This window comes from Neisseria sp. P0001.S005 (genome assembly GCF_051963715.1).
The window spans coordinates 1-25,416 of the sequence record NZ_JBQCTZ010000009.1 but is presented as its reverse complement, the minus strand read 5'-3'; the positions used below and the strand labels follow the sequence as shown (position 1 = coordinate 25,416).

Sequence of the window (25,416 nt, the reverse complement as noted above, 5' to 3'; positions counted from 1 at the left end):
ACGGCCTGATTACCATATTGAATCTCTCAATCAATAGGCGCATAATTTAAGAGATTGTTGACAATATCAAAAGGAAAAGAACATGCAAAACTACCTGACACCCAATTTCTCATTCGCCCCCATGATTCCGGAACGCGCGCTCGGCAGCCGGGTTTGGGATACCGAAGGACGAGAATACATTGACCTGTCAGGCGGTATTGCTGTGAACGCGCTAGGCCATTGTCATCCCGATTTGGTCGCTGCCTTGGCCGAGCAGTCGCAAAAACTCTGGCACATTTCTAATATCTATACCACCCAACCGGCGCAAGAATTGGCCAAAAAATTGGTCGAAAACACCTTTGCCGACAAAGTGTTTTTCTGCAACTCCGGCGCAGAGGCCAATGAAGCCGCGCTGAAACTGGCGCGCAAATATGGCCGCGATCATTTTGGCGAACACAAAACCGAAATCATCTCCTGCCTCAACAGCTTCCACGGCCGCACCCTGTTTACCGTATCCGTCGGCGGCCAGCCCAAATACAGCAAAGACTACGCGCCGCTGCCGGCCGGCATTACCCACGTTCCCTTCAATGATGTTGCCGCATTGGAAGCAACCATCAGCGACAAAACCTGCGCCGTGATTATCGAGCCGATTCAAGGCGAAAGCGGCATCCTGCCTGCCACCCAAGAATATCTTCAAGCCGCACGCCGTTTGTGCGACAAACACGGCGCTTTGCTGATTTTGGACGAAGTGCAAACCGGCATGGGGCATACGGGCAAACTGTTTGCCTACGAGCATTACGGCGTAACACCCGATATTCTCAGCTCCGCCAAAGCCTTGGGGGGCGGCTTCCCGATTGGCGCAATTCTGACAACCGATAAAATCGCCCCAACCTTCGGCCCTGGAACACATGGCTCGACCTTTGGCGGCAACCCAATGGCGTGCGCGGTCGGCAGCCGTGCATTCGACATCATCAATGCCCCCGAAACATTGGCGCACGTTAAACAACAAGGCCATAAACTTCAGACGGCATTGCGTGAATTGGGCGAAAAAACTGGCGTATTTAAAGAAGTCCGCGGCATGGGTTTGCTGCTCGGCTGCGTGTTGGCGGACAAATACGAAGGCAAGGCTTCGGAAATCACCGCCGCCGCTTTAAAACACGGCCTGATGGTACTGGTTGCCGGCGCCAATGTGGTGCGCTTTGCCCCCAGCCTGCTGCTGAACGATGAAGACATGGCTGAAGGCTTGAAACGTTTTGAAGCGGCTTTGGCCGAATGGTTGGCCTGATTTTTAAAACCCAATATCCAAATCAGCCGACAGCTTTTGTTCCTAATTGATGCCATGTAGTGAAGGCCGTCTGAAAGACTATTTTGAGTTTTTCAGACGGCCTTTTTTCAATATTGAAAACAACATCCGCCTACATGCTTTGTCATTTGATGTTTGTTAAAAATCGTACCGCCTCTTCGTGTTACGCTTGGTAAACAATTTGATTTTGCGAAGAAAAGGAGCAGGAGATGGTATCGTTGAAAACTCAAATTGCCGGTTTTCCTTTTGACAACTGCCTGATGAATGCCGCTGGTGTGTCATGTATGACTGTTGAGGAATTGGAAGAGGTCAGACAGTCTTCGGCAGGCACTTTCATTACCAAGACCGCAACGCTTACCCCGCGTCAAGGCAACCCCGAGCCGCGTTATCGGGATGTCCCTCTCGGCAGCATCAATTCGATGGGTTTGCCGAATCAAGGTATTGATTACTATCTGGATTACCTGCTTACCATTCAAGAGTCTCAGCCGGAACGGACATTTTTCCTATCACTGGTCGGCCTGTCGCCCGGCGAAACACATATCCTGTTGGAAAAGGTGCAAAACAGCCGGTTTAACGGCATTACCGAACTCAACCTATCCTGCCCAAACGTCGCCGGCAAACCGCAAATTGCCTACGACTTTGAAACAACCGAGATGATTTTGGATAATGCCTTTACCTACTTCGACAAGCCCTTGGGCATCAAATTGCCGCCGTATTTCGATATTGTCCATTTCGAACAAGCGGCGAAAGTGTTCAACCGCTATCCCTTAAAATTCGTCAACTGTGTCAACTCCATCGGCAACGGCATGTATATCGAAGACGAATCCGTCGTGATCCGCCCGAAAAACGGCTTCGGCGGTATAGGCGGCCAATACATCAAACCGACTGCGCTCGCCAATGTCCACGCGTTCTATCAAAGACTGGAGCTGTCTATCCAAGTCATTGGAACAGGCGGCGTTTATAGCGGTCGTGATGCGTTTGAACACATCTTGTGCGGTGCAAGTATGGTGCAGATCGGCACGGCGCTACACCAGCAAGGCGTAGACATTTTTGAACGGGTTTCCCTTGAATTAAAAGCCATCATGGCGCAAAAAGGCTATGAGAAGCTGGAAGACTTCAAAGGCAAATTGAAATATTTTGCATAGGGTTTACTCTAAAAAACGCCCAAGGCCGTCTGAAAATTTCAGACGGCCTTGTTGTATAATTGCTCCCCACATTACCCGTCTTCCCCTTCAATGAAACTCAACCCCCAACAGCAAGCCGCGGTCAAATATCTAGGCGGCCCCCTGCTCGTCCTTGCCGGCGCCGGCAGCGGCAAAACCGGCGTAATTACGCAAAAAATCAAGCATTTGATTGTCAACATCGGCTATCTGCCGCATACCGTTGCCGCGATTACCTTCACCAACAAAGCCGCTACGGAAATGCAGGAGCGCGTCGCCAAAATGCTGCCCAAGTCGCAAACGCGCGGGCTGACGATTTGCACGTTCCACTCTTTGGGCATGAAGATTCTGCGTGAAGAGGCGAACCATATCGGTTACAAAAAAAACTTTTCCATCCTCGATTCCACCGACAGCGCGAAAATCATCGGCGAACTTTTGGGCGGCACGGGTAAAGAAGCCTTATTCAAAGCTCAACACCAAATTTCCCTGTGGAAAAACGATTTGAAAACGCCGGAAGACGTACTTCAGACGGCCTCAAACGCATGGGAAGAACAAATCGCGCGCGTGTATGCAAGCTATCAGGAAACCCTGCAAAGCTATCAGGCGGTGGACTTCGACGACTTAATCCGCCTGCCCGCCGTGCTGTTGCAGCAAAACAGCGAAGTGCGCAACAAATGGCAGCGGCGGCTGCGTTACCTGTTGGTTGACGAATGCCAAGACACCAACACCTGCCAATTTACGCTGATGAAACTCTTGACCGGTGCGGAAGGCATGTTTACCGCCGTCGGCGACGACGACCAGTCCATCTACGCATGGCGCGGCGCGAACATGGAAAACCTGCGCAAAATGCAGGAAGACTATCCGCAGATGAAAGTCATCAAATTGGAGCAAAACTACCGCTCCACCGCGCGGATTCTCAAAATCGCCAACAAAGTCATCGAAAACAACCCCAAACTGTTCACCAAAAAACTTTGGTCGCAGTTCGGCGAAGGCGAAATCGTCAAAGTCGTTGCCTGCCAAAACGAGCAACACGAAGCCGACTGGGTCGTCAGCCAAATCGTCAAGCAGAAGCTGGTCGGCGGCGACAAAACCCAATACGCCGATTTCGCCGTGTTATACCGCGGCAACCATCAAGCGCGAATTTTTGAAGAAGCCTTGCGCAGCGCGCGCGTTCCCTATCAACTTTCCGGCGGGCAGAGTTTTTTCGACAAAGCCGAAATTAAAGATGTTTTGTCCTATTTGCGCCTGCTTGCCAATCCCAACGACGATCCCGCCTTCCTGCGCGCCGTTACCACGCCCAAACGCGGCATCGGCGATGTAACGCTGGGCAAGCTCAACACCTACGCACACGAACACGAATGCAGCCTGTATGAAGCCGCGCAAACCGAAGAAGCCCTCGCGTTACTGAACAATACCAACCGCCAACACCTGCAAGCCTTTATGGATATGTTCGGCAGCTACCGCGCCAAAGCCGAAACCAGCGAAGCGGGCGAACTCATCAACAGCCTGCTCAAAGAAATCGACTACGAAAACCACCTGCTTGCCAGCGAAGAAGGCAAAGCCGGCGAAATCAAATGGCGCAACGTCAGCGACCTGACCGGCTGGCTAGAGCGCAAAAGCGAACAAGACGGCAAAAACATCATCGAACTTGCCCAAACCGTCGCCTTGATGACGCTCTTGGAAGGCAAAAGCGAAGAAGAAGTTGATGCCGTCAAACTCTCAACCCTGCACGCCTCCAAAGGCTTGGAATACCCCTACGTTTTCCTCGTCGGCTGCGAAGAGGGCATCCTGCCGCACAACGACAGCATCGAAGAAGACAACGTCGAAGAAGAACGCCGCCTGATGTACGTCGGTATCACCCGCGCCAAACGCCAGCTTACGCTGACCCACTGCGTCAAACGCAAAAAACAAGGCACATGGCAGTTCCCCGAACCCAGCCGCTTCATAGACGAAATGCCGCAGGAAGACATCAAGATTTTAGGGCGCAAAGGCGGCGAACCGATTGTGAGCAAGGAAGAGGGCAAAAACAATCTGGCAGGCTTGCTGGATATGTTGGGAAACAAAAGAAAAGGATAAAGCAAGGCCGTCTGAAAGTAAGGTTTCAGACGGCCTTATTGTCAGCAAAATGTCAAAGTCAACAATTAAATAATTTTCACTTTATACCTTTACACCTATCCGTCCCCATTCCTCCCGATTCTTCAAAAATAAACAAAAATAATCCAATAATCAGGTACAAAATAAAAAACTGGGCGGCACGATTGCCTTATTCCCCTTCAATTTACAAGCAAAAATTGTCAACACTTGAAGTATAAATTCACAAGCAAAATTGCATTTTTCAGGTATAATAATGGATTCCCCAACTGCATTTTGTGAGCTGAATCCATGTCTGTTGTTCTGCCCTTGCGCGGTGTAACCGCCCTTTCCGATTTCCGTGTTGAAAAATTCTTGCAAAAAGCAGCCGCACTCGGTCTGCCCGAAGTGAAACTGAAAAGCGAATTTTGGTATTTTGTCGGCAGCGAGAAAGCATTGGATGCCGCGACTGTCGAAAAACTGCAAGCCTTGTTGGCGGCGCAAAGCGTTAAAGAAACGCCCGAAGCGCGCGAGGGCTTGCATTTATTTTTGGTAACGCCCCGTTTGGGTACGATTTCGCCGTGGGCTTCCAAGGCGACCAATATCGCGGAAAACTGCGGTTTGGAAGGCATAGAGCGCATCGAGCGCGGCATGGCGGTGTGTCTGGAAGGTCGTCTGAATGATGAGCAGAAACAGCAATGGGCGGCTTTGCTGCACGACCGCATGACCGAATCCGTACTGCCCGATTTTCAGACGGCCTCCAAATTATTCCACCATCTCGAATCCGAAACCTTCTCCACCGTTGATGTTTTGGGCGGCGGTAAAGAGGCTTTGGTCAAAGCCAATACCGAAATGGGTTTGGCACTCTCCGCCGACGAAATCGATTATCTGGTTGAAAACTATCAGGCTTTGCAGCGCAATCCGTCCGATGTTGAATTGATGATGTTCGCACAGGCAAACAGCGAACACTGCCGCCACAAAATCTTCAACGCCGATTTCATCCTCAACGGCGAAAAGCAGCCCAAATCCCTCTTCGGTATGATTCGCGACACGCACAACGCGCATCCCGAAGGCACGGTCGTCGCCTATAAAGACAATTCGTCCGTGATCGAAGGCGCAAAAGTCGAGCGTTTCTATCCGGATGCGGCGGAAAACCAAGGCTACCGTTTCCACGAGGAAGACACGCATATCATCATGAAAGTGGAAACGCACAACCATCCGACCGCCATCGCGCCGTTTGCGGGCGCGGCAACAGGCGCGGGCGGCGAAATCCGTGACGAAGGCGCGACGGGCAAAGGTTCGCGTCCAAAAGCGGGCTTGACCGGCTTTACCGTGTCCAACCTCAACATCCCCGACCTCAAACAGCCGTGGGAACAAGATTACGGCAAGCCGGAACATATTTCCTCGCCGCTGGACATCATGATTGAAGGCCCCATCGGTGGCGCGGCGTTCAACAACGAATTCGGCCGCCCGAACCTCTTGGGTTACTTCCGCACTTTTGAAGAGAAGTTCGACGGTCAGGTTCGCGGCTACCACAAACCGATTATGATTGCAGGCGGCTTGGGCAGCATTCAGGCGCAGCAGACGCATAAAGACGAAATCCCCGAAGGCGCATTGCTGATCCAACTGGGCGGCCCGGGTATGCTTATCGGCTTGGGCGGCGGCGCAGCTTCTTCCATGAATACCGGTACGAACGACGCCTCTTTGGACTTCAACTCCGTGCAACGCGGCAACCCCGAAATCGAACGCCGCGCGCAAGAAGTCATCGACCGCTGCTGGCAGCTTGGCGACAAAAACCCGATTATCTCCATCCACGACGTCGGCGCAGGCGGCCTCTCCAACGCCTTCCCCGAACTCGTCAACGATGCCGGACGCGGTGCGGTATTTAAACTGCGCGAAGTGCCGCTGGAAGAACACGGCCTCAACCCGCTGCAAATCTGGTGCAACGAATCACAAGAGCGTTATGTATTGTCGATTTTGGAAAAAGATTTGGACACCTTCCGCGCCATCTGCGAACGCGAACGCTGCCCGTTTGCCGTGGTCGGCACGGCGACTGACGACGGCCATTTGAAAGTGCGCGACGATTTGTTCTCCAACAATCCCGTCGATTTGCCGCTGAACGTCTTGCTCGGCAAACCGCCCAAAACCACGCGCAGCGACAAAACGGTTACGCCGTCTGAAAAACCGTTTAACGCGGGCGATATCGACATCACCGAAGCCGCCTACCGCGTTCTGCGCCTGCCTACCGTAGCCGCTAAAAACTTCCTGATTACCATCGGCGACCGCAGCGTCGGCGGCATGACCCACCGCGACCAAATGGTCGGCAAATACCAAACCCCCGTAGCCGACTGCGCCGTGACCATGATGGGCTTCAACACTTATCGCGGCGAAGCAATGTCTATGGGCGAAAAACCGACCGTCGCCCTGTTTGACGCGCCCGCTTCAGGCAGAATGTGCGTCGGCGAAGCCATCATCAACATCGCTGCGGTCAACATCGGCGACATCGGCAACATCAAACTTTCCGCCAACTGGATGGCGGCGTGCGGCAACGAGGGCGAAGACGAAAAACTCTACCGCACCGTCGAAGCGGTTTCTAAAGCCTGTCAGGCATTGGATTTGAGCATTCCGGTGGGTAAAGACAGCCTGTCGATGAAAACCGTTTGGCAGGACGGCGCGGACAAGAAATCCGTGGTCTCGCCATTAAGCCTGATTATCTCCGCGTTCGCGCCTGTGAAAGACGTACGCAAGACTGTTACGCCCGAGTTGAAAAACGTCGAAGACAGCGTATTGCTGTTTGTCGATTTGGGCTTCGGCAAAGCGCGTATGGGCGGCTCTGCATTCGGTCAGGTGTACAACAACATGAGCGGTGACGCGCCCGATTTGGACGATACAGGCCGTCTGAAAGCGTTTTACAACGTAATTCAGCAGCTTGTCGCCGAAGACAAACTTTTGGCGTATCACGACCGCAGCGACGGCGGTTTGTTTGCGACGCTGGCGGAAATGGCGTTTGCGGCACGGTGCGGCTTGAATGTGGATTTGACCTCACTGGTTGCCAACCAAGCCGATGTCAACGAAGCCAGCATACGCGCATTGTTCAATGAAGAGCTGGGCGCAGTGATTCAAATCGCCAAACAAGATGTCTCGGCAGCAGAAGCCTTGTTCAAAGCGGCAGCGTTGCCCTTACATACCGTTGCCACCATCGGTTCTGACGAAAAAATCGTTATCCGCAATCAGGCAGGCATCGTGTTGGAACAAACCCGCGCCGACCTGCAACGTGCATGGCAGGAAACCAGCCACGCCATTCAGAAACTGCGCGACAACCCTGCCTGCGCCGACAGCGAGTTCGCCCTGATTGGCGACAACGACCGCAGCGCATTGTTTGCCGACGTGAAGTTTGATGTAAAAGAAGACATCGCCGCGCCGTTCGTCAACAGCGGCGCAAAACCCAAAATCGCCATCCTGCGCGAACAGGGCGTGAACGGGCAAATCGAAATGGCCGCCGCCTTTACCCGCACCGGATTCGATGCCTACGACGTGCATATGTCCGACCTGATGGCAGGCCGCGTCCACCTTGCCGACTTCAAAATGCTGGCGGCGTGCGGCGGCTTCAGCTACGGCGACGTACTCGGTGCGGGCGAAGGCTGGGCGAAATCCATCCTGTTTCACCCCGCCTTGCGCGACCAGTTCGCCGCCTTCTTCGCCGACCCGAACACGCTGACATTGGGCGTGTGCAACGGCTGCCAGATGGTCAGCAACCTCGCCGAAATCATCCCCGGCACGGCAGGCTGGCCGAAGTTCAAACGCAACCTGAGCGAACAGTTCGAAGCGCGCCTGAGCATGGTTCACGTTCCCAAATCAACCTCCCTGATCCTGAACGAAATGCAGGGCTCCAGCCTGCCCGTCGTCGTCAGCCACGGCGAAGGCCGCGCCGACTTCGCGCTTCACGGCGGCAAAATTTCAGACGACCTCGGCATCGCGCTGCAATACGTCGACGGACAAAACCAAGTTACCCAAACCTATCCGCTCAACCCCAACGGCTCGCCGCAAGGCATCGCCGGCGTCACCAACGCCGACGGCCGCGTTACCATCATGATGCCCCACCCCGAACGCGTGTACCGCGCCGCACAAATGAGCTGGAAACCGGAAGACTGGACGGAACTGTCCGGCTGGTACCGCCTCTTCGCCGGCGCACGAAAAGCTTTGGGTTAACCGGCAGGCTGATTTGATTCGGCTTTAAAGAGAAAGGTCGTCTGAAAACGATTTAGCGGATTCTGTTAAATCTGTTTTCAGACGACCTTTATATGTTCTTTTGCGTATGAAGACCGAACCAACCGCTGTCATTCCCGCGCAGGCGGGAATGACGGTCATAGGAAAATCAATGCATTACCCCAAATAATTAAATTAGAAAACTTAACTTTGATAGGAAGACTTAAATGGCAAAAACAAAATATTCCGCACGGATCAATGGGGAACATATTGATGGGACAATAGAAATTATAAAAAGAATCGTCTTACATCTGCATGATATGGGCAAAACACAATTTAAGGTAAAAGATGTAGATGAACAGATTGAAGAACTAAAAAACCAATGGCAGATTACTCCTGACTATAATGATGATACACGTGCTTCTTTGTATGTACTTAGTGTTAATTCAAACTCAAGGAAGCATTATCACGAATCAATGCACCAAGACTTTTTATGGTGGAAAAAAGGAGGAATATTTGAATTATACAAACCAACAAATTTTCAAATAAACTCAACCCAATCTTTGGAACAAGATCTCGGTAAACTCAAAGAACAATTAGTATCCGAAATTGAACCAGAAAAGCGAACCGAAATCGAAACCTTAATAAAAGCCCGTCAAGGGCAAGGCAGATTCCGGCAAAAACTACTCGAACTGTATCCGAACTGCCCGCTAACAGGTTTAGATGTTCGGTCTTTACTCATTGCCAGCCATATTAAACCTTGGAGTAAGTGCAACGATACAGAGCGTTTAGACCCCTCCAATGGTCTGATGCTCGCACCCAATATCGACGCATTATTCGATAGCGGTCTGATTACGTTTGAGACCGACGGGACGATAAAAATCAGTCCGAAAATCGATCCGGAAAATCAAAAGCGGCTTGGAATTTCTCCCGATATTAAATTGAAAATTCGACCGAAAAGCAAAAAATATTTCGAGTATCACCGCAACCATGTTTTCCAAAAAGAAGAATAGATGGGTTGAACAGTCCGTTGATTTAAGGTCGTCTGAAAACGATTTAGCGAACCTCGCTATATCCGTTTTCAGACGACCTTTTTGCGTCCTTTTGAGTATAAAGACCAAACCCGTCGCCGTCATTCTGTATAATTCCCACTTTTAAACTATAATCGACATATTCAGACGGCCTTTCCCGACATTATGACTCGACAAGCCTTTATCCTCAGCGATTGCGAATTTCCTGAATGCGGAGAAAAGCCTTACGCCCTGTTGACCGCGAATCCGACGAAGGAACACCACTTTATCGCCCAGACCGAGCAACGGCAGCACGCGCATAATCCGCAGGTCAGCCCGCAAAACCAAAACGTTTACCGCCTGCCTCTGTCAATGTTCCATACTGGCAAAAAAGCCCGTGGCAAAGAACAAAACCGCAGCGAAGCGATAAGTGTCAACATCATCGGCAACTTGGCGGCGAAAAACCTCTATACGCTGACCTTTGTCGAAGACTCCGCCAACCAATACAATCTGGAAAGCTGGTTCAACCGTCATGAAAGCGGCTACGAAGAGGCCTGCAACCATCTGCGCACCTTACCTGCAGGCCGTCTGAAAACAACTACGGCAAATGCCGATACCGTCAAAGTACCGGATGCCTTGTGGCGGATATTGCGGCTGAAATTCCTCGGCATTCTGCGCAATCCGTACAACCATAAAAACCTGTTTGCCCACCGCCTGCATCAAACACTTCGGGCGCGGCTGCCGGAAGTCGGTTTTGAATTTGTCCGCTTGATCAGCAAACGCGACCCCAAGCGCATCGAAGCCATTATGCAGGACTACCGTTTCACTTTTCTCGGCTATGTCGATTGGCTAGGTGGGCTTTACGGTATGTTGAGCGAAGGCGTGGCGCAGCCGTCGTTGTTTGAACGGCTGTTTTGCAACATCTTTGCCGAACCCGAAGCAGTGAAAATCGAATTGTTCCGCTATCCGGAAAACACGGGGCTGTGCCTATTTGGTGACAGCAGTTTCTGCCTGCAAGCCTCGCCCAAGCTATTCAGCGTCGGCGTTAATATTTCGCACGATATGTTTGCCGTCATCCATCTGCAAACCAACCGTTGGCACGCGTTTAAGAATACCTTTCATCACGACGCGCCCAAACTGCAAGGCCAAGTGCGGATTATCGATGGCGACCAAACCCAAAGATTGCTGTTCAACCGACTGTGCATCCATCAGGCCCATGAAGCCGTATTCGGTCAAAGCCCGAATATCAAAGATTATTTAGAGGCCGTCTGAAACCCCTAACCAGAAGAAAGCATATGAAAATCACGCCAATCCAAGCCCTAAACGACAACTACATCTGGATGATTCAAGAAGGCAACCATGCCGCCTGCGTCGATCCGTCCGATGCCACACCCGTTTTGAAATTCCTCGTCCACAATCGCCTGATGCTGGCGCAAACATGGATTACCCATCCGCACCCCGACCATACCGGCGGCGCAAAAAGCCTGTTCCACGGCTTTTTGGAATCCCCAATCTATGGCGAAAGCGACATCGACGTAGCGACGCATACCGTTACCGCAGGTACGCAGTTCCCGTTTGGCGAAGGCTTGATCACCGTTTGGGCAACCCCCGGCCATACCGACCGCCATATCAGCTATCTGCTGGAAAATTCAGACGGCCTGCACGTTTTCTGCGGCGATACCTTGTTCTCCGCCGGTTGCGGCCGCGTATTTACCGGCACAATCGAGCAACTTTACGACAGCTTCCACCGATTCAACCAGCTGCCCGAGGAAACGCTGTTTTATCCGGCGCACGAATATACAGCCTCCAATCTGCGCTTTGCCCAGCATATCGAGCCGGACAACGCCGACATTCAGACGGCCTTGGCCGCTGCCGAACACACGCCGACACTGCCTGTCAGCCTGGTGCACGAACGCAAAGTCAATCCGTTTTTCCGAGTACACCTGCCCCAAGTTCAGGCACGCGCCGAAGAATTGAGCGGACGAAAATTAAACAGCGAACTCGAAGTCTTCGCTGCCCTGCGTGAATTAAAAAATCAATTTTAATTGGGCTTGGTTCCTAAAGAATAAGGCCGTCTGAACAATATCTGTTCAGACGGCCTTTATTATTCAGGGATTATTCCCATTCAATCGTGGCAGGCGGTTTACCGCTGACATCGTAAACCACGCGGTTGATGCCTTTGACTTCGTTGATAATGCGGTTGGAGACGCGGCCGAGCAGCGAGTACGGCAGCTCTGCCCAGTGTGCGGTCATGAAGTCGCTGGTGATGACTGCACGCAGTGCGACGACGTAGTCGTAAGTGCGTCCGTCGCCCATTACGCCGACGGATTTGACGGGCAGGAACACGGCGAAGGCTTGGCTGGTCAGGTCATACCAAGATGTACCGTTTTCGTCGGTAGTGTTGCGCAATTCTTGGATGAAAATGTCATCCGCTTGACGCAGCAAGTCGGCGTATTCTTTTTTCACTTCACCCAAGATGCGCACGCCCAAACCCGGACCCGGGAACGGATGACGGTACACCATTTCGCGCGGCAGACCCAAAGCGACGCCCAATTCGCGTACTTCGTCTTTGAACAAATCGCGCAACGGCTCAAGTAATTTGAGCTTCATGTTTTCAGGCAGACCGCCGACGTTGTGGTGCGATTTGATGGCGTGGGCTTTTTTAGTTTTCGCGCCTGCGGATTCGATTACGTCAGGGTAAATTGTACCTTGCGCCAACCATTTGGCGTTGGTGAGTTTTTTCTCTTCAGCGTCAAATACTTCGATAAATTCCGCACCGATGATTTTGCGTTTTTTCTCCGGATCGGTCACGCCGGCCAGTTTCGCCAAAAACTGCTCTTCGGCGTCAACGTGAATCACGCGTACGCCCAAGTTGCGGGCAAACATATCCATCACCATTTTGCCCTCATTCAAACGCAACAAACCGTGGTCAACAAACACGCAGGTCAGTTGGTCGCCGATGGCGCGGTGAATCAGCGCGGCCGCTACGGAAGAGTCCACGCCGCCGGACAAACCTAAAATCACTTCGTCGCTGCCGACTTGTTCGCGGATTTTGGCAACGGCTTCTTCGATGTAGTTCGGCATGGTCCAGCTTGGTTGTGCGCCACAAATATCCAAGACAAAGCGGTTCAATAACGCGCGGCCTTGTTTGGTGTGGGTCACTTCAGGGTGGAATTGGATGCCGTAGAATTGTTTCTCAGCGTTTTCCATCATGGCAATCGGGCAAGACGGCGTGTCGCCGATGACAGAGAAGCCGGTAGGCAGTTTGGAAACTTTATCGCCATGGCTCATCCATACGTCGAGCGTATTAGGCGCATCGTCTTGAATGCCGCGTGTCAGCTCGCTGTCGATGGTTTTAACTTGTGCATAACCGAATTCGCGTTGGTTGCCCGGGCTAACTTCGCCGCCCAAGTGGTGCGCCATAAATTGCATGCCGTAGCAAATGCCCAAAACCGGAATGCCCAAATCAAAAATACCGGTATCGGCTTGATAGTCGGATTCGTAAACAGAATTAGGGCCGCCGGAGAGGATAATGCCTTTCGGGTTGAAAGCTTTGATTTCTTCCAAAGGCATATCGAAAGAATGCAGTTCGCAGTAAACATGGGCTTCGCGCACGCGGCGGGCGATCAGCTGGGTAACTTGCGAGCCGAAGTCGAGAATAAGGATTTTGTCTTGGGTCATGGCGGAAACTTTGCAAAATGTAAGAAAACGGTGCGGCCGTGAGGGTAAATTTCAAATTTAAACCATAATAAAACAGGCCGTCTGAAACGGCGGATTATACCATTGTTCAGACGGCCTTTATAGGGCAAAACCCAAATCTCTCATCTTTCTATTTTGTGTGTTTCTCAGGAATCATATCGCTGCGCGAGAGCAACAGCAGGCAACCCAACACGACCATGCCGATGGCCAGCAACGGCGAGAGATAAATCCAGTAGCTCATGTGCAGATAAATGGCTGTACCGATATAAACCAGCATCGGGCCGGAAACAATGGACTGTTTGTTGATGCCGTCCATAATCAATACGGCAAAGCCCAAAATAATTAATGCGCCGGCAATCATTGTCGATGTCGCAGGCAAAATATCCGTAGCGCGTAAAAACCAAATCGCGCCAAAGATAATCAAAAACAAAGGCAGAAAAAGTGAGGGGCGGGACATAACAACGCTCCGTAAAGGTTTCAGACGGCCTGTATTATTGGGTGCGCCGGCCATGCAGGCAAGATATAAAAATGCAATCTTGTGTGTAATTATGCAAAGGTTGCCTCAATAAAAAGGCCGTCTGAACCGCGGCAAACCGAAATCAAATATTTCAATTTATCCTCTTACAGACGGCCTTTCAAATCATCAGGCTTTTCCGGTGCTGCCGAATCCGCCTTCACCGCGCTCGCTGGCGGCAAACTCGTCCACAACCTTAAACGCAGCTTGGACAACCGGCACAATCACCATTTGCGCGATACGTTCCATCGGCTCGATGGTAAACGCTTCTTTACCACGGTTCCACAAAGAAACCTTCAATTCGCCTTGATAATCCGAGTCAATCAAACCGACCAAGTTACCCAAAACAATACCGTGTTTATGACCCAGGCCGGAACGCGGCAACAAAACGGCTGCATACGCAGGGTTGGCCAAATGCACCGCCAAACCAGTCGGAACGAGATACACATCGCCCGGCTGCAACACAACAGCTTCATCCAAGCAGGCGCGCAAGTCCAAACCGGCAGAACCGGGCGTTGCATAAGCAGGCAGAGAATCGGCCATTTTCGGATTTAAGATTTTCAGTTCGACTTCGGTTTGCATGACAGGACTCCGTATTGTTCTATATTGGAAAGGGCTACGATTATACACAAATGCCCTTGAGGCCGTCTGAAAAAACGGAGTATGATTCAGTCAGACCTAAGGAGGAAAATCATGGATCTGCACAATATCCGCGAAGATTACAACAAACGCGAGCTGTCGGAAGCCGAATGCCACGCCGACCCGATTGTCCAATTCGAGCAATGGCTGAACGAAGCGATTCACGCCGAAGTCAACGAACCGACCGCGGTCAACGTTGCCGCCGTGGGCGAAGACGGCAGGCCCAACAGCCGCATGGTATTGCTGAAAGAAGTCAACCCCAAAGGCTTTGTTTTCTTTACCAATTACCACAGCCGAAAAGGCCGTTCCTATACGGCTCACCCTTTTGCCGCCATGACTTTTTTCTGGCCGGAACTCGAACGCCAAGTGCGCGTTGAAGGACGCATTGAAAAACTTGACGCCGCCGCTTCGGACGAATATTTTGAAAGCCGCCCGTATACCAGCCGTATCGGTGCATGGGCAAGCGCGCAAAGCGAAGTAATTTCCAGCAAAGCCGTATTGGTAGCTAAAGCCGCGGCCGTCGGTGTCAAACATCCCCTGCATGTTCCCCGTCCTCCACATTGGGGAGGATATCTCGTTATTCCCGACCGCATCGAATTCTGGCAAGGCCGCCCCAGCCGCCTGCACGACCGCATCCAATACCGCCTGGTTGACGGCAACTGGATACGCGAACGCCTTTCGCCATAATTTTCGGATTTTCAAACAAAAATTTACTGGTTGAGTTACAATACAGCCTTTCATCGGCAGGCCGTCTGAATCTGATTTTCAGACGGCCTTTTCCCCCAATCCAACCCCTGCCGCAAATGCCGCAGAAGAACCGCTTTTTCAAGCGAGTTAGGAAAAATCATGTCCAAACAGCCTTCCAGCAAACGCCAATGGCGCGACGGCGTATCATCTACCGCCAAAAAACCTTCTAAACCGGCCAAATCCTTTGCCAATAAAAAACGTCCCGACGACGAGCGAAAAACATCAGGCAAAACTTACGGCCAAAAAGTTTCAGACGGCCCCAAAGCTCAAAATACCGCCCCAAAACAACGAGCCGCCAAAGCCAAAAAACTGGTGGTCCGCAATCCCAACCAAAAAATCATGGAGCACGCCCGCGATTTGAAAGAACGCCGCAGCGACCTTTCACGCTTTGAACCCGAGCGCCTGCAAAAAGTCCTGGCCGCTTCCGGCGTCGGCTCACGTCGCGAAATGGAAGAATGGATCAGCAACGGCTGGGTAACGGTCAACGGCCGCGTAGCCCAACTGGGCGAAAAAATTACGCCCGACGACCACGTTACCGTCAAAGGCAGCATCATCAAACTCAAATGGGCCGACCGCCTGCCACGTATCATCCTGTATTACAAACAAGAAGGCGAAATCGTTTCCCGCGACGACCCGCAAGGCCGCGTCAGCATTTTCGACCGCCTGCCACAAGCAGCCAGTAGCCGCTGGGTGGCCATCGGCCGTTTGGACATCAATACCAGCGGCCTTTTGATTCTAACCACTTCAGGCGAACTGGTTCAACGCTTTGCCCACCCCAGCTTTGAAGTCGAACGCGAATACGCCGTGCGCGTATTGGGCGAGTTGACCACCGAACAAATGCGCGTCCTGACCGAAGAAGGCGTCATGCTCGAAGATGGTTTGGCAAAAGTAGAACGCATCTACGAACAAGGCGGAGAAGGCGCAAACAAATGGTATAACGTCGTCATCAAAGAAGGCCGCAACCGCGAAGTACGCCGTATTTTTGAAAGCCAAGGCCTGACCGTCAGCCGTCTCGTCCGCGTAGGCTTCGGCCCCATCGGCCTGCCAAACCGCCTCAAACGCGGCCAGTTCTACGAACTTAATCCGGCAGAAGTCGCCAACATTATCAAATGGGCAGATATGCTGCTGCCGGGCGAACGTCGCCGGAAGAAAAGTTAATGTAAGATAAATCGGAGCTGAGACTTTTGCAAAATCGTCTCAGCCCGACAAAATCTTGCCTAAGTTATAAAAATAGTGGGTATTGAAAGGATTTTCCTTATCCAACACATTCATCGGACTGCCATGTCCGACAAATAATACAGGCATTTTTTCATCGTTGCCTCCTTAATATCTGATGAGGCGGATTGTACGGATAAATGATTAAGCAATAAATCTCAATTTATGAACAATATATTTTCCAAATAGGAAATGATGAAATATTCTTTGGCTTTGCTGCAAAGTTAAAAAGAGGTCGTCTGAAAATGGTTTCAGACGACCTTAGTTCACTTCTTGAAAGTGCTGAAGCTAAACCCATTGAGCTGTATTTTTAATCATAAGGAAAATCTTTTTTATATCCTTCCCCAAATCACTGAAAGTTTAGTTTTAACTGCTTGGAAAAGAGCTTTTTTCCAATGATTGGCTTTTCTTTCTTTTGTAATAACAGAATCTATACTGCATTTTTCAAAGTCTTCCATAAATGCACCATTCATTTTATGACTTTTCATTTGTACTAAAATATCAGACAAATTTCCTGATGAAAATTCAGAAAATCTATCTGCCAAATGAAATTTCTCAAAGTGAAATTTGATTTTATTCTTTTTATCATCAGACCATCCACTTGGAGGAACAAGATAATAACTAACTGTTCCAAATTCAGTTCCATCATCAATATATTCCGCATACAACCACTGTTCATTAAAAAAACAATCCTCATCCAAGTAAGGATGAATTAATTGTTCATTTTTTTCTATAGGGAAAAATTCTTTTTTAAATTCTGTATTACAATCTTTGCATATAGGAATTAAGTTATAAGGAAATACTGAAAAATGTCCATATCTTGATTTTGGTAAAAAATGATCTATTTGTGATGGATTGCTAATTCCTCCACAAAATGGACATCTTATTTCAGGATTTTTGGCAAAGGCAAGGATCTTATCATATACATCTCCACTACGGGTATTACGTAAACAATAATTATATAATTCAACCATATGAGAATTACTCAATGTATTATGAATTAGTCCATTTGGTTCAATAGTAAGAATTGTATCAAAACTGTATAAATTATTTAATCGTGCATATTCTTCGTAATCATTCCCTATATCCAATAGATATTGTTTATTAGATAATACATCACTTCTGTATTGGGTATTTCGACTGCAGCACACGTCAATTATCTCTGAATAACTTAGGAGATCAGCAGGTAATCTTATGCGAATCACTGGCGATTCCCTCCATCTCTATCATCTCTAATTCGTACTAAGGTTTTTAATAAAATCTTTGCTTCAGTTCCTAATTGTTCATTAAAATTAAATAAAATTTCTTCATAGGACTTTCCTGTTGATACTTCTTTGGTTAATAATTTATGAAATCCTGATTTAATTACTTCTAAACCAAAAACTTCTCTTGTTAAAACACCAACATTTTCCCCAAATGTTTCAATATTAGGTCTATAAGGATTTGTAACTTTTCCCGTCCGCTCAATTTTCCAAACACAAGATCTTGGTACTTCCTGTAATACAACGGGAGAATGTGTAGCAATAATGGCTACTCCATTTCGGTTATCCAATAAATCGGATAAAGCACGAACAAAAGCTGATAATAATGGTGGATGAAGATGGCTTTCGGGTTCATCAAGCAGAACCAATGTTTTCTCTTGAACTTTAGCTACTAGCTGAGTAATAATTAGCAATACTGATGCATGTCCAGAGCTCATCCTTCCAATTATTTTTAGAATTTCATCTTGAGTTAATCTATCTTCTATTAATCTACTTAATTGCATTTCTGCAAAATTATCGTCTGATTCAAGATTTTGAATGGCATTAAGCCAACGTTCTTTTTTAGCAGTAAAACTCTTACATTCTTGAAAAGTCAACAAAAAATCTTTTTCAAAATATTCTTTTGATGATTTCAATTGTGTATCCGACTTCTTTAAACCAACATAAGAATAATATTTCAAATCTTCATGATTAGGTATAAACGGATCAAAAATACTAAAGGATACTGCTACTAAATAGCTAAAATAATCATTATTAATTTTATATTTTTGACCAGACCAGTCAATGGTATAAAATCCCCCATCTTCATATATTTGATGAGTGAATGATTTAATCATTCCGTTTAATAGTGTTGTTTTTCCTACGCCATTTCTACCAATAATTGCATGAATGTTGGTACTTGGCGTTGAATTGGCAATTACATTGAAATCTAATTGTATATTTCCCATATTCTCTTTTTCTGTTCGAATGAAAGAAAACTTAAAGTTAGTTAGAGGTGGTTTATCGTCTAAAACTCTTCTAAATTGCTCTTTAATAGTTCCATCTCTTATTGATCTCATTAGTGATGTCTTAAAAACATCTTCATCTTTAAACCTATCAAATAATTCTGGTTTGTAGACTACGTCGTTTAAATTTCCTAATATATATTCTCTTGATTCTTTTGGAAGTTTCATAATTGATTTGTAGAACTCAACATCCTCAGCTAAAGAGAAAAAATTTTCAGGTAGAGATTCGAAAGTTTTCCCATGGCATATTTCTATAATTTTCTTACAAGTAGAAGTTTCAGGTGTTTGTCCTTTAAATCCAATTTTAATATTACCAATAGGATGAACACTTCCATATTCATCGATATAATTCATAAAAAACATAGTAATATAAGAATAGTCATTCCAATTATCGTAAGTTAAACAGACTAAATTTCTAGCATTAGAAGGAAGTCTTTCATTTCTATCTAATAATAAAAAGTTCATCATTATTCCTTGATTAATTATATTGAATTCATAACATATAATGGATATTTACCATCCAATCCTAATCACGACAATCCGCCATTGAAAGCGTAATGCCTCTTTGATTGCAAACTGTTTGCTCTACATAAACTTTCAAGCTCTTTGTTTTCAAATTCTCATCTACTTTCCACTTCAATTGGCACAACATTTTGCCCATATTGCAGCACAAAATCCAATTCTACCGTGTCTTTTCCGATTTCTCAGTATAGGACTGTATTGTCTTTAGTATCGTATCAATCAGTTTTTGCAAGACACATTGTTCAGTCGGTGCACCTTGGAATTCGGTGAGAATGCGATTTCTTTTGAATAGGATCTCTGCATCCCAAAAGCTTGGTGTAGCAAGTAGCCCAATATCTAAACTGAAGAATTTGAAGGTATTATCTTAATAGTTGAATAGGTGTAAGATTTGGCTTTTGCTGCATAGCTCGATGTGCACCAAACCGCTGTCTTCTGGATGAGGTCGGTTTGCACGGTTTGGCAAGTGTCGTTTTGCACGCCGTTTTCCGCCTATTTTTTGAGCATTTCAAGACCTCGGTCGTCTGAAATTTGACGCCACTCTGTCCAAGTGTTATTAATAATTCCTATTCACAAACAAACAGGAATAAATATGAAAAAAGTTGGTAACAAAGTGGTCGTTGTGGGCTTGGGCGCGGTCGGTGTCAGCTACGCCTATTCCATGCTCAACCAAGCCTTGTGCGACGACATGGTTTTAATCGACATCAACCGCACGCGCGCGGAAGGCGAAGCGCGCGACTTCCGCCACGGAATGCCTTATGCCGCCTCGCCTGCGCGCATTTACGTCGGCGATTACGATGATTGCTCGGATGCAGACATCGTGTGTATTTGTGCGGGCGCGGCGCAGGCTCCCGGCGAAACCCGTTTGGACTTAATCGACAAAAACCTGCGCATCTTCCACGACATCGTTTCGAAAGTCATGGCTTCGGGCTTTGACGGCATCTTCTTGGTTGCCTCCAATCCTGTGGACGTACTGTCTTATGCCGTTCTGCGCTTTTCAGGGCTGCCCAAAGAGCGCGTTATCGGCTCAGGCACCATCCTTGACTCCGCCCGTTTCCGCGTTTGTCTGGGCAACGAATTCGACGTCGCGCCTTGGAGCGTCGATGCCATGATGATCGGCGAACACGGCGACAGCATCATTGCGCTTTGGAGTACCGCCAACATCGCTGGTATGTCGGTTCAGAAGATGTTGGAACAATCAGAAGACGGGCAGGCGCGTATGGACAAAATCTATAACACCGTGCGCAATGCCGCCTACGAAGTCATCGCCGCCAAAGGTTCGACCAGCCACGGCATCGGTATGGGCTTGAGCCGTATCTCCAACGCCATCCTGCACAATCAAGGCGTCGTGTTGCCCGTTTCCACCCTGCTTGAAGGCGAGTTCGGACAAAACGGTGTGTATATCGGCGTACCGACCGTCGTCAACCGCCAAGGCGCGGTCCGCATCATCGACCTGCAACTTTCCGACGATGAAACCGAACGCTTTGCCCGCTCGGCGGAGCTGTTGAAAAGCTATCAACGCAAAGTCGATGAAATGGTCGGATAAACAGAATCGCCTCTAAGTAAAACGTCGTCTGAAAACTGGAAATCTGGTTTTCAGACGACGTTTGCTATGTATGGGGAAGTTAATCCGTCAATATTCTAAATTCAAATAAAAAATACCTATATCTAAGTTACTTTATTTTCGATACACAATTTACCGGTTGTCGTCATTCCCGCCCCCGCCTACGCGAGGACAGGCTACGGTGGGAATCCATTTTTGAAATTCGGAAACTGTTTTTCAAATAAAGGTTTCTCAAGTTTTACGATGGATTCCTGCCTGCGCAGGAATGACGGTACTAATCCGCCTATAACAAACGTCTCTGAAAACCAAATTTCCAGTTTTCAGACGACGTTAACCTAAGCGTTATTTCTCTGCTTTCAACACCCGCTGACGGCGCGTTTCGCTCAACACCATGCCCGCGCTGACGGAGACGTTCATGCTTTCGACCGTGCCGAACATGGGTATCGACACCAGCATGTCGCAATGTTCGCGCGTCAGGCGGCGCATGCCTTCGCCTTCGTTGCCCATTACCCAGGCCACGCTGTCGGGCAAGTCGCAGTGGTAAAGGTCGGAGTCGCCGCCCATGTCCGTGCCGACAATCCAAATGCCGTATTCTTTCAGCTCACGCAAAGTACGGGCAAGATTGGTTACGGTAATATACGGCACAGTTTCCGCTGCGCCACAGGCAACTTTGCTGACAGTCGCATTCAGGCCAGCGCTTTTGTCTTTGGGCGCAATCACGGCATGCACCCCCATCGCATCGGCAGTACGCAGGCACGCGCCGAGGTTGTGCGGATCGGTAATGCCGTCCAATACCAGCAAAAACGGCGGTTCGCTCAGGTTTTCCAACACATCTTCCAAGTGAACATAGTTTTTGGAAGCATCGATAAACCCTACTACGCCCTGATGGCGCGCCCCTTTGCTGATGGCATTCAGGCGGTCGGCATCGGCAAAATGTACGCGCACGTTTTCAGAGGCCGCTTTATCCAATACATCGCGGGTGCGCGCATCAGATTTGCCCTCTTGGATATAGAGTTCGGTAATCGATTTCGGGTTTTGCCACAAACGGGCATTGACGGCGTGAAAGCCATAGATGAGTCGTTGGTTTGCCATGTTTTTGCTTTATCAAAAAATTCAGACGGCCATTATAACAAGTAAGGCCGTCTGAAAATTTTTTATTTCATCAAATAACCGAGTATGCCCGAAGTGCCAACGCCGATTAATACCGTTACCAACATCGAAAACCGGCTGGCGGCCAATACCGTCAAAGCAATAGCAATCAACTCATGCAGTTTATCCGATACAAAATAAGGCGCAATCACAGAAATCAACACACAACCCGGCGCAGCCTCCATAACCACTTGCGCGCGACGGCTCAATGTACGGTTGCGCAAGGCAAAAAAGCCGATTAATCGGGTTGAATAAGTAACGGCCAACATGCTTAAAAACAGCAGAAACGATTGCAGCGACAGCAAATCCTTCATTTTTGCTCTCCCCACAAATACGCCGCCAACAATCCCGACAACGTTCCGGCCGGAACATACCATGCACCATCTACGGTCAAATAGGTTACGCACGCCACAATCAGGCTGACAAACCAAGGGCGTGAAGCCGCAAAGCTCTTCCACATACCGCGCAGCAACACTAAAAACACCGCAGGAAACGCCATGCCGAAGCCCCAAGCCGCCACATCGCCGAAAAGCGGGCCAACTGCAGCGCCAAATGCCGCAAAACCAATCCACGTTACATACAAAATAAAACACACGCCGGCATAAAACGGCATATTGAATGCAGGCAAACCTGCCGCCTTACGCTTTTGAATTTCAGCAAACGCCATTGCCCAGCTTTCATCACACATAAAAAACAGCGCAGGCATCGCCTTTTTCAGCGGCATATCCCTCATATACGGCGCAATCGCCGCACCCATCAGTATATGGCGCGAATTGATCATAAACGTAACCGTTGCAATCAGCAGTATCGGCAAGGGATTTGCCCACAAATTGACTGCGGCAAATTCCGAACCTCCGGCAAAATTCATGCCCGTCATCAGCAGCATTTCCAGCCAACTTATGCCTTTCTGCCCGCCCTGCATGCCCAAAATCAGCGCCCACGGCAACAAGCCGATCAGCATGGGCGATGTTTCTTTGATACCGCGCAGAAATTCTGAGCGAGGAGAAGCAGTGTGATTCATTTTGATTGGAATGGTTTATTAAAAAGAAGCGACGTATTATAAAGCAGGCCGTCTGAACAAGGTATAATATGGAAAAATTAGATTTATTTACGGAAACCGATATGACCCACACCGTCCATTTGCAGTTTGAAGAAATTGACAATACCGTGTTGCAACGCCTGTGCGGCGCGCTCGACAGCAATCTCGAAGCCTTAGGCAAAGCCCTTGATATCCAAATCAGCCGCCGCTTCGAACATTTCACCTTCATGGGCGAACTGGCACACGCCGGTCGTCATGCCTTGCTGTCGCTTGCCGAAGCCGCAGAAAAAGGCGACTTGGACGACAACGCCATCAGCCTCGCGGCCGTTGAAGCAAAAACCGCAGATGAAAAACACGAAGAAAAACACCACGACCAACAATACTATTTCCGCACCAAACGCGGCAGCATCGGCGGCCGTACCCCGCGCCAAAACGGCTATATCCGCGCCTTGCTCAACCACGATGTCGTGTTCGGCTTAGGCCCTGCCGGTACGGGTAAAACCTATCTTGCTGTTGCCGCCGCAGTCGATGCCATGGAAAAACACCAAATCGAACGCATCGTTTTGGTTCGCCCCGCAGTCGAAGCAGGCGAAAAATTAGGCTTCCTTCCGGGCGATTTGGCGCAAAAAGTCGATCCCTACCTGCGACCACTTTACGATGCACTGTATGATTTAATGGGCTTCGACCGCGTAACCAAACTGATGGAAAAAGGTTTGATTGAAATTGCGCCGCTGGCCTATATGCGCGGCCGCACCTTAAATGGCGCGTATGTCATTTTGGATGAAGCGCAAAACACCACGCCCGAACAAATGAAAATGTTCCTGACCCGTATCGGCTTCGGTGCCAAAGCAGTCATTACCGGTGACATCAGCCAAATCGACCTGCCGCGCAACATCAAATCCGGCTTGAAAGATGCACGCGAAAAGCTGCGCGATGTAGAAGGCCTGTATTTCCACACCTTCACCAGCGAAGACGTCGTCCGCCATCCTTTGGTGCAGAAAATCGTCGAAGCCTATGAAGCAGCGGAAGAACAAGCCGAAAAGAAAAACGGCGAATAATCTTTTCAAACACTCAAGGCCGTCTGAAAATCAAATTTCAGACGGCCTGACTACATCATTCTCCCCATAATACTGCTATAATCCAAAAATCAAGTAAAACAACGACTTCAAAAGGAAAAATATGACCCTCAAGCCACCCATCCGAATCGCCGTTACCGGCGCGGCAGGCCAAATCGCCTACGCCACCCTCTTCCGTATCGCCGGCGGCATCATGCTCGGACGCGACCAACCCGTTATCCTGCAGCTGCTCGACCTGCCGCAGGCACAACAGGCATTGCGCGGCGTGATTATGGAAATGCAGGATTGCGCCTTCCCGCTCCTTGCCGACATCTTCGCCACAGACGACCCCGAAGTCGCCTTCAAAGATGCCGACATCGCTCTCTTGATTGGAGCGCGCCCGCGTACCCAAGGCATGGAACGCGCCGATTTGCTGCACGCCAATGCCGAAATTTTCAAAGTACAAGGTGCGGCGTTGAACAAAGTTGCCAATCGCAACGTTAAGGTCCTCGTCGTCGGCAATCCGGCCAATACCAACGCCTACATCGCCATGAAATCCGCACCTGACATCCCGCCGGAAAATTTCACCGCCCTGATGCGTCTTGACCATCACCGTGCCGTCAGCCAAATTGCCGAAAAAATCAACCGCCCGATTACTTCCATCGAGCAAATGTGCGTTTGGGGCAACCATAGTCCGACCATGTACGCCGACTACCGCTACGCCACCAGCAACGGTGAGTCCGTCCAAGACATGATTACCGAACCCGACTGGAATACCGAAGTCTTCATGCCGAAAATCGCCGGACGCGGTGCTGCCATTATCGCTGCGCGCGGTTCATCATCTGCGGCCTCCGCCGCCAATGCCGCCATCTATCACCTGCGCGACTGGTTGCTCGGCAGCAGCGGCAAATGGATAACCATGGGCGTTCCATCCGACGGCTCTTACGGCATTCCCGAAGGTTTGATTTTCGGCTTCCCCGTCATTTGTGACGAAGGCAGCTACCGTATCGTCCAAGGCTTAGATTTATCGGACGAATTCAGCCAAAAACGTATTGCCGCTACGCTGGCCGAATTAGAAGAAGAGCGTTCAGCCATCCAAGATCTACTCTAAAACAAAGGCCGTCTGAGACCTTTGCAAAATTCCCCAAAATCCCCTAAATTCCCACCAAGACATTTAGGGGATTTTCCATGGGCACCTTCTTCCGGCAAACCGCACAAGCCATGATTGCCAAACACATCGACCGCTTCCCACTATTGAAGTTGGATCAGGTGATTGATTGGC

Annotated in this window: 20 protein-coding genes and 1 pseudogene; 12 read left to right on the top strand and 9 right to left on the bottom strand. The window is 49.3% G+C overall.

The features are described from left to right. Positions 1-82: 82 nt before the first annotated feature. From ACTHSP_RS02640 to gloB, 7 genes are all read left to right on the top strand, one after another. The gene (locus tag ACTHSP_RS02640; RefSeq protein ID WP_440345589.1) at positions 83-1,264 is read left to right on the top strand and encodes an aspartate aminotransferase family protein; all 1,182 of its coding nucleotides are present in this window, start codon (positions 83-85) and stop codon (positions 1,262-1,264) included. 227 nt (positions 1,265-1,491) lie between these two features. Next, a complete protein-coding gene (locus ACTHSP_RS02635) occupies positions 1,492-2,427 on the top strand; it encodes a dihydroorotate oxidase (protein ID WP_440345588.1) in 936 nt (311 codons plus the stop codon). 90 nt (positions 2,428-2,517) lie between these two features. Further along, the gene (gene rep, locus ACTHSP_RS02630) at positions 2,518-4,518 is read left to right on the top strand and encodes a DNA helicase Rep (RefSeq protein ID WP_440345587.1); all 2,001 of its coding nucleotides are present in this window, start codon (positions 2,518-2,520) and stop codon (positions 4,516-4,518) included. A gap of 306 nt (positions 4,519-4,824) precedes the next feature. Beyond that, positions 4,825-8,721 (top strand): phosphoribosylformylglycinamidine synthase, encoded by a 3,897-nt coding sequence (purL, locus tag ACTHSP_RS02625; RefSeq protein ID WP_440345586.1) that lies wholly within the window; start codon positions 4,825-4,827, stop codon positions 8,719-8,721. A 224-nt stretch (positions 8,722-8,945) separates the two neighbouring features. Continuing rightward, on the top strand, positions 8,946-9,731 hold the full coding sequence (locus ACTHSP_RS02620; RefSeq protein WP_440345585.1) for an HNH endonuclease: 786 nt from the start codon (positions 8,946-8,948) through the stop codon (positions 9,729-9,731). Between the two features lie 183 nt (positions 9,732-9,914). Next, the gene (locus tag ACTHSP_RS02615) at positions 9,915-11,000 is read left to right on the top strand and encodes a hypothetical protein (protein WP_049351063.1); all 1,086 of its coding nucleotides are present in this window, start codon (positions 9,915-9,917) and stop codon (positions 10,998-11,000) included. A gap of 23 nt (positions 11,001-11,023) precedes the next feature. Further along, the gene (gene gloB / locus ACTHSP_RS02610; protein WP_049351064.1) at positions 11,024-11,773 is read left to right on the top strand and encodes a hydroxyacylglutathione hydrolase; all 750 of its coding nucleotides are present in this window, start codon (positions 11,024-11,026) and stop codon (positions 11,771-11,773) included. A 70-nt stretch (positions 11,774-11,843) separates the two neighbouring features. Here the strand turns inward: gloB and guaA are convergent, their stop codons facing one another. The 3 genes from guaA to dut all read right to left on the bottom strand — a co-directional run bounded on the left by guaA (position 11,844) and on the right by dut (position 14,523). Further along, positions 11,844-13,409: a glutamine-hydrolyzing GMP synthase gene (gene guaA / locus ACTHSP_RS02605; protein ID WP_003686344.1), complete on the bottom strand. Its 1,566-nt coding sequence runs from the start codon at positions 13,407-13,409 to the stop codon at positions 11,844-11,846. 148 nt (positions 13,410-13,557) lie between these two features. Then, positions 13,558-13,884 (bottom strand): hypothetical protein, encoded by a 327-nt coding sequence (locus ACTHSP_RS02600; protein WP_039862324.1) that lies wholly within the window; start codon positions 13,882-13,884, stop codon positions 13,558-13,560. Between the two features lie 186 nt (positions 13,885-14,070). Next, the gene (gene dut, locus ACTHSP_RS02595; RefSeq protein WP_003680707.1) at positions 14,071-14,523 is read right to left on the bottom strand and encodes a dUTP diphosphatase; all 453 of its coding nucleotides are present in this window, start codon (positions 14,521-14,523) and stop codon (positions 14,071-14,073) included. 111 nt (positions 14,524-14,634) lie between these two features. On the opposite strand from dut, the gene pdxH reads away from it, so the two are divergent. Further along, positions 14,635-15,267 (top strand): pyridoxamine 5'-phosphate oxidase, encoded by a 633-nt coding sequence (gene pdxH / locus ACTHSP_RS02590; RefSeq protein ID WP_049351065.1) that lies wholly within the window; start codon positions 14,635-14,637, stop codon positions 15,265-15,267. Positions 15,268-15,426: 159 nt separating this feature from the next. After that, complete coding sequence (locus ACTHSP_RS02585) at positions 15,427-16,485, top strand: pseudouridine synthase (protein WP_049351066.1); 1,059 nt, start codon at positions 15,427-15,429, stop codon at positions 16,483-16,485. 81 nt (positions 16,486-16,566) lie between these two features. On the opposite strand, the pseudogene ACTHSP_RS02580 reads toward ACTHSP_RS02585, so the two are convergent. The 3 genes and pseudogenes from ACTHSP_RS02580 to ACTHSP_RS02570 form a co-directional block, all read right to left on the bottom strand. Next, a pseudogene (locus ACTHSP_RS02580) lies at positions 16,567-16,632 on the bottom strand (dioxygenase); the annotation flags it as partial. A 242-nt stretch (positions 16,633-16,874) separates the two neighbouring features. Then, entirely contained in the window at positions 16,875-17,747 is an 873-nt protein-coding gene (locus ACTHSP_RS02575) for an HNH endonuclease (RefSeq protein WP_152333320.1), read from the bottom strand. Next, on the bottom strand, positions 17,744-19,273 hold the full coding sequence (locus ACTHSP_RS02570; RefSeq protein ID WP_049351068.1) for an AAA family ATPase: 1,530 nt from the start codon (positions 19,271-19,273) through the stop codon (positions 17,744-17,746). Before ACTHSP_RS02570 ends, ACTHSP_RS02575 begins: the two co-directional genes overlap by 4 nt. 646 nt (positions 19,274-19,919) lie before the next feature. On the opposite strand from ACTHSP_RS02570, the gene ACTHSP_RS02565 reads away from it, so the two are divergent. Next, entirely contained in the window at positions 19,920-20,873 is a 954-nt protein-coding gene (locus ACTHSP_RS02565) for an L-lactate dehydrogenase (protein ID WP_049351069.1), read from the top strand. Positions 20,874-21,233: 360 nt separating this feature from the next. Here ACTHSP_RS02565 and rlmB read toward each other — a convergent pair whose 3' ends face one another. The 3 genes from rlmB to ACTHSP_RS02550 all read right to left on the bottom strand — a co-directional run bounded on the left by rlmB (position 21,234) and on the right by ACTHSP_RS02550 (position 23,061). After that, positions 21,234-21,983 carry a 23S rRNA (guanosine(2251)-2'-O)-methyltransferase RlmB gene (rlmB, locus tag ACTHSP_RS02560; RefSeq protein ID WP_440345584.1) on the bottom strand — a complete coding sequence of 250 codons (750 nt, stop codon included), beginning with the start codon at positions 21,981-21,983 and terminating at the stop codon, positions 21,234-21,236. A gap of 62 nt (positions 21,984-22,045) precedes the next feature. Beyond that, complete coding sequence (locus ACTHSP_RS02555; protein WP_003686428.1) at positions 22,046-22,354, bottom strand: AzlD family protein; 309 nt, start codon at positions 22,352-22,354, stop codon at positions 22,046-22,048. Beyond that, positions 22,351-23,061, bottom strand: coding sequence for an AzlC family ABC transporter permease (locus tag ACTHSP_RS02550; protein ID WP_440345583.1), 711 nt, complete (start codon positions 23,059-23,061; stop codon positions 22,351-22,353). Before ACTHSP_RS02550 ends, ACTHSP_RS02555 begins: the two co-directional genes overlap by 4 nt. Before the next feature lie 101 nt (positions 23,062-23,162). On the opposite strand from ACTHSP_RS02550, the gene ACTHSP_RS02545 reads away from it, so the two are divergent. Together ACTHSP_RS02545 and ACTHSP_RS02540 are read left to right on the top strand one after the other, a co-directional pair. After that, entirely contained in the window at positions 23,163-24,137 is a 975-nt protein-coding gene (locus ACTHSP_RS02545) for a PhoH family protein (RefSeq protein ID WP_440345601.1), read from the top strand. 121 nt (positions 24,138-24,258) lie between these two features. Then, the gene (locus tag ACTHSP_RS02540) at positions 24,259-25,245 is read left to right on the top strand and encodes a malate dehydrogenase (protein WP_440345581.1); all 987 of its coding nucleotides are present in this window, start codon (positions 24,259-24,261) and stop codon (positions 25,243-25,245) included. Positions 25,246-25,416 lie beyond the last annotated feature (171 nt).

Excerpts from the sequence above, each read along its gene's own strand:
- ACTHSP_RS02545 (WP_440345601.1), top strand. The coding sequence starts at position 23,163 with ATGACCCACACCGTCCATTTGCAGTTTGAAGAAATTGACAATACCGTG.
- ACTHSP_RS02555 (WP_003686428.1), bottom strand. The coding sequence starts at position 22,354 with ATGAAGGATTTGCTGTCGCTGCAATCGTTTCTGCTGTTTTTAAGCATG.
- ACTHSP_RS02640 (WP_440345589.1), top strand. The coding sequence starts at position 83 with ATGCAAAACTACCTGACACCCAATTTCTCATTCGCCCCCATGATTCCG.
- rep (WP_440345587.1), top strand. The coding sequence starts at position 2,518 with ATGAAACTCAACCCCCAACAGCAAGCCGCGGTCAAATATCTAGGCGGC.
- guaA (WP_003686344.1), bottom strand. The coding sequence starts at position 13,409 with ATGACCCAAGACAAAATCCTTATTCTCGACTTCGGCTCGCAAGTTACC.
- ACTHSP_RS02565 (WP_049351069.1), top strand. The coding sequence starts at position 19,920 with ATGAAAAAAGTTGGTAACAAAGTGGTCGTTGTGGGCTTGGGCGCGGTC.
- gloB (WP_049351064.1), top strand. The coding sequence starts at position 11,024 with ATGAAAATCACGCCAATCCAAGCCCTAAACGACAACTACATCTGGATG.
- ACTHSP_RS02620 (WP_440345585.1), top strand. The coding sequence starts at position 8,946 with ATGGCAAAAACAAAATATTCCGCACGGATCAATGGGGAACATATTGAT.
- rlmB (WP_440345584.1), bottom strand. The coding sequence starts at position 21,983 with ATGGCAAACCAACGACTCATCTATGGCTTTCACGCCGTCAATGCCCGT.
- ACTHSP_RS02635 (WP_440345588.1), top strand. The coding sequence starts at position 1,492 with ATGGTATCGTTGAAAACTCAAATTGCCGGTTTTCCTTTTGACAACTGC.
- dut (WP_003680707.1), bottom strand. The coding sequence starts at position 14,523 with ATGCAAACCGAAGTCGAACTGAAAATCTTAAATCCGAAAATGGCCGAT.
- pdxH (WP_049351065.1), top strand. The coding sequence starts at position 14,635 with ATGGATCTGCACAATATCCGCGAAGATTACAACAAACGCGAGCTGTCG.
- purL (WP_440345586.1), top strand. The coding sequence starts at position 4,825 with ATGTCTGTTGTTCTGCCCTTGCGCGGTGTAACCGCCCTTTCCGATTTC.
- ACTHSP_RS02585 (WP_049351066.1), top strand. The coding sequence starts at position 15,427 with ATGTCCAAACAGCCTTCCAGCAAACGCCAATGGCGCGACGGCGTATCA.
- ACTHSP_RS02550 (WP_440345583.1), bottom strand. The coding sequence starts at position 23,061 with ATGAATCACACTGCTTCTCCTCGCTCAGAATTTCTGCGCGGTATCAAA.
- ACTHSP_RS02540 (WP_440345581.1), top strand. The coding sequence starts at position 24,259 with ATGACCCTCAAGCCACCCATCCGAATCGCCGTTACCGGCGCGGCAGGC.
- ACTHSP_RS02615 (WP_049351063.1), top strand. The coding sequence starts at position 9,915 with ATGACTCGACAAGCCTTTATCCTCAGCGATTGCGAATTTCCTGAATGC.
- ACTHSP_RS02600 (WP_039862324.1), bottom strand. The coding sequence starts at position 13,884 with ATGTCCCGCCCCTCACTTTTTCTGCCTTTGTTTTTGATTATCTTTGGC.
- ACTHSP_RS02570 (WP_049351068.1), bottom strand. The coding sequence starts at position 19,273 with ATGAACTTTTTATTATTAGATAGAAATGAAAGACTTCCTTCTAATGCT.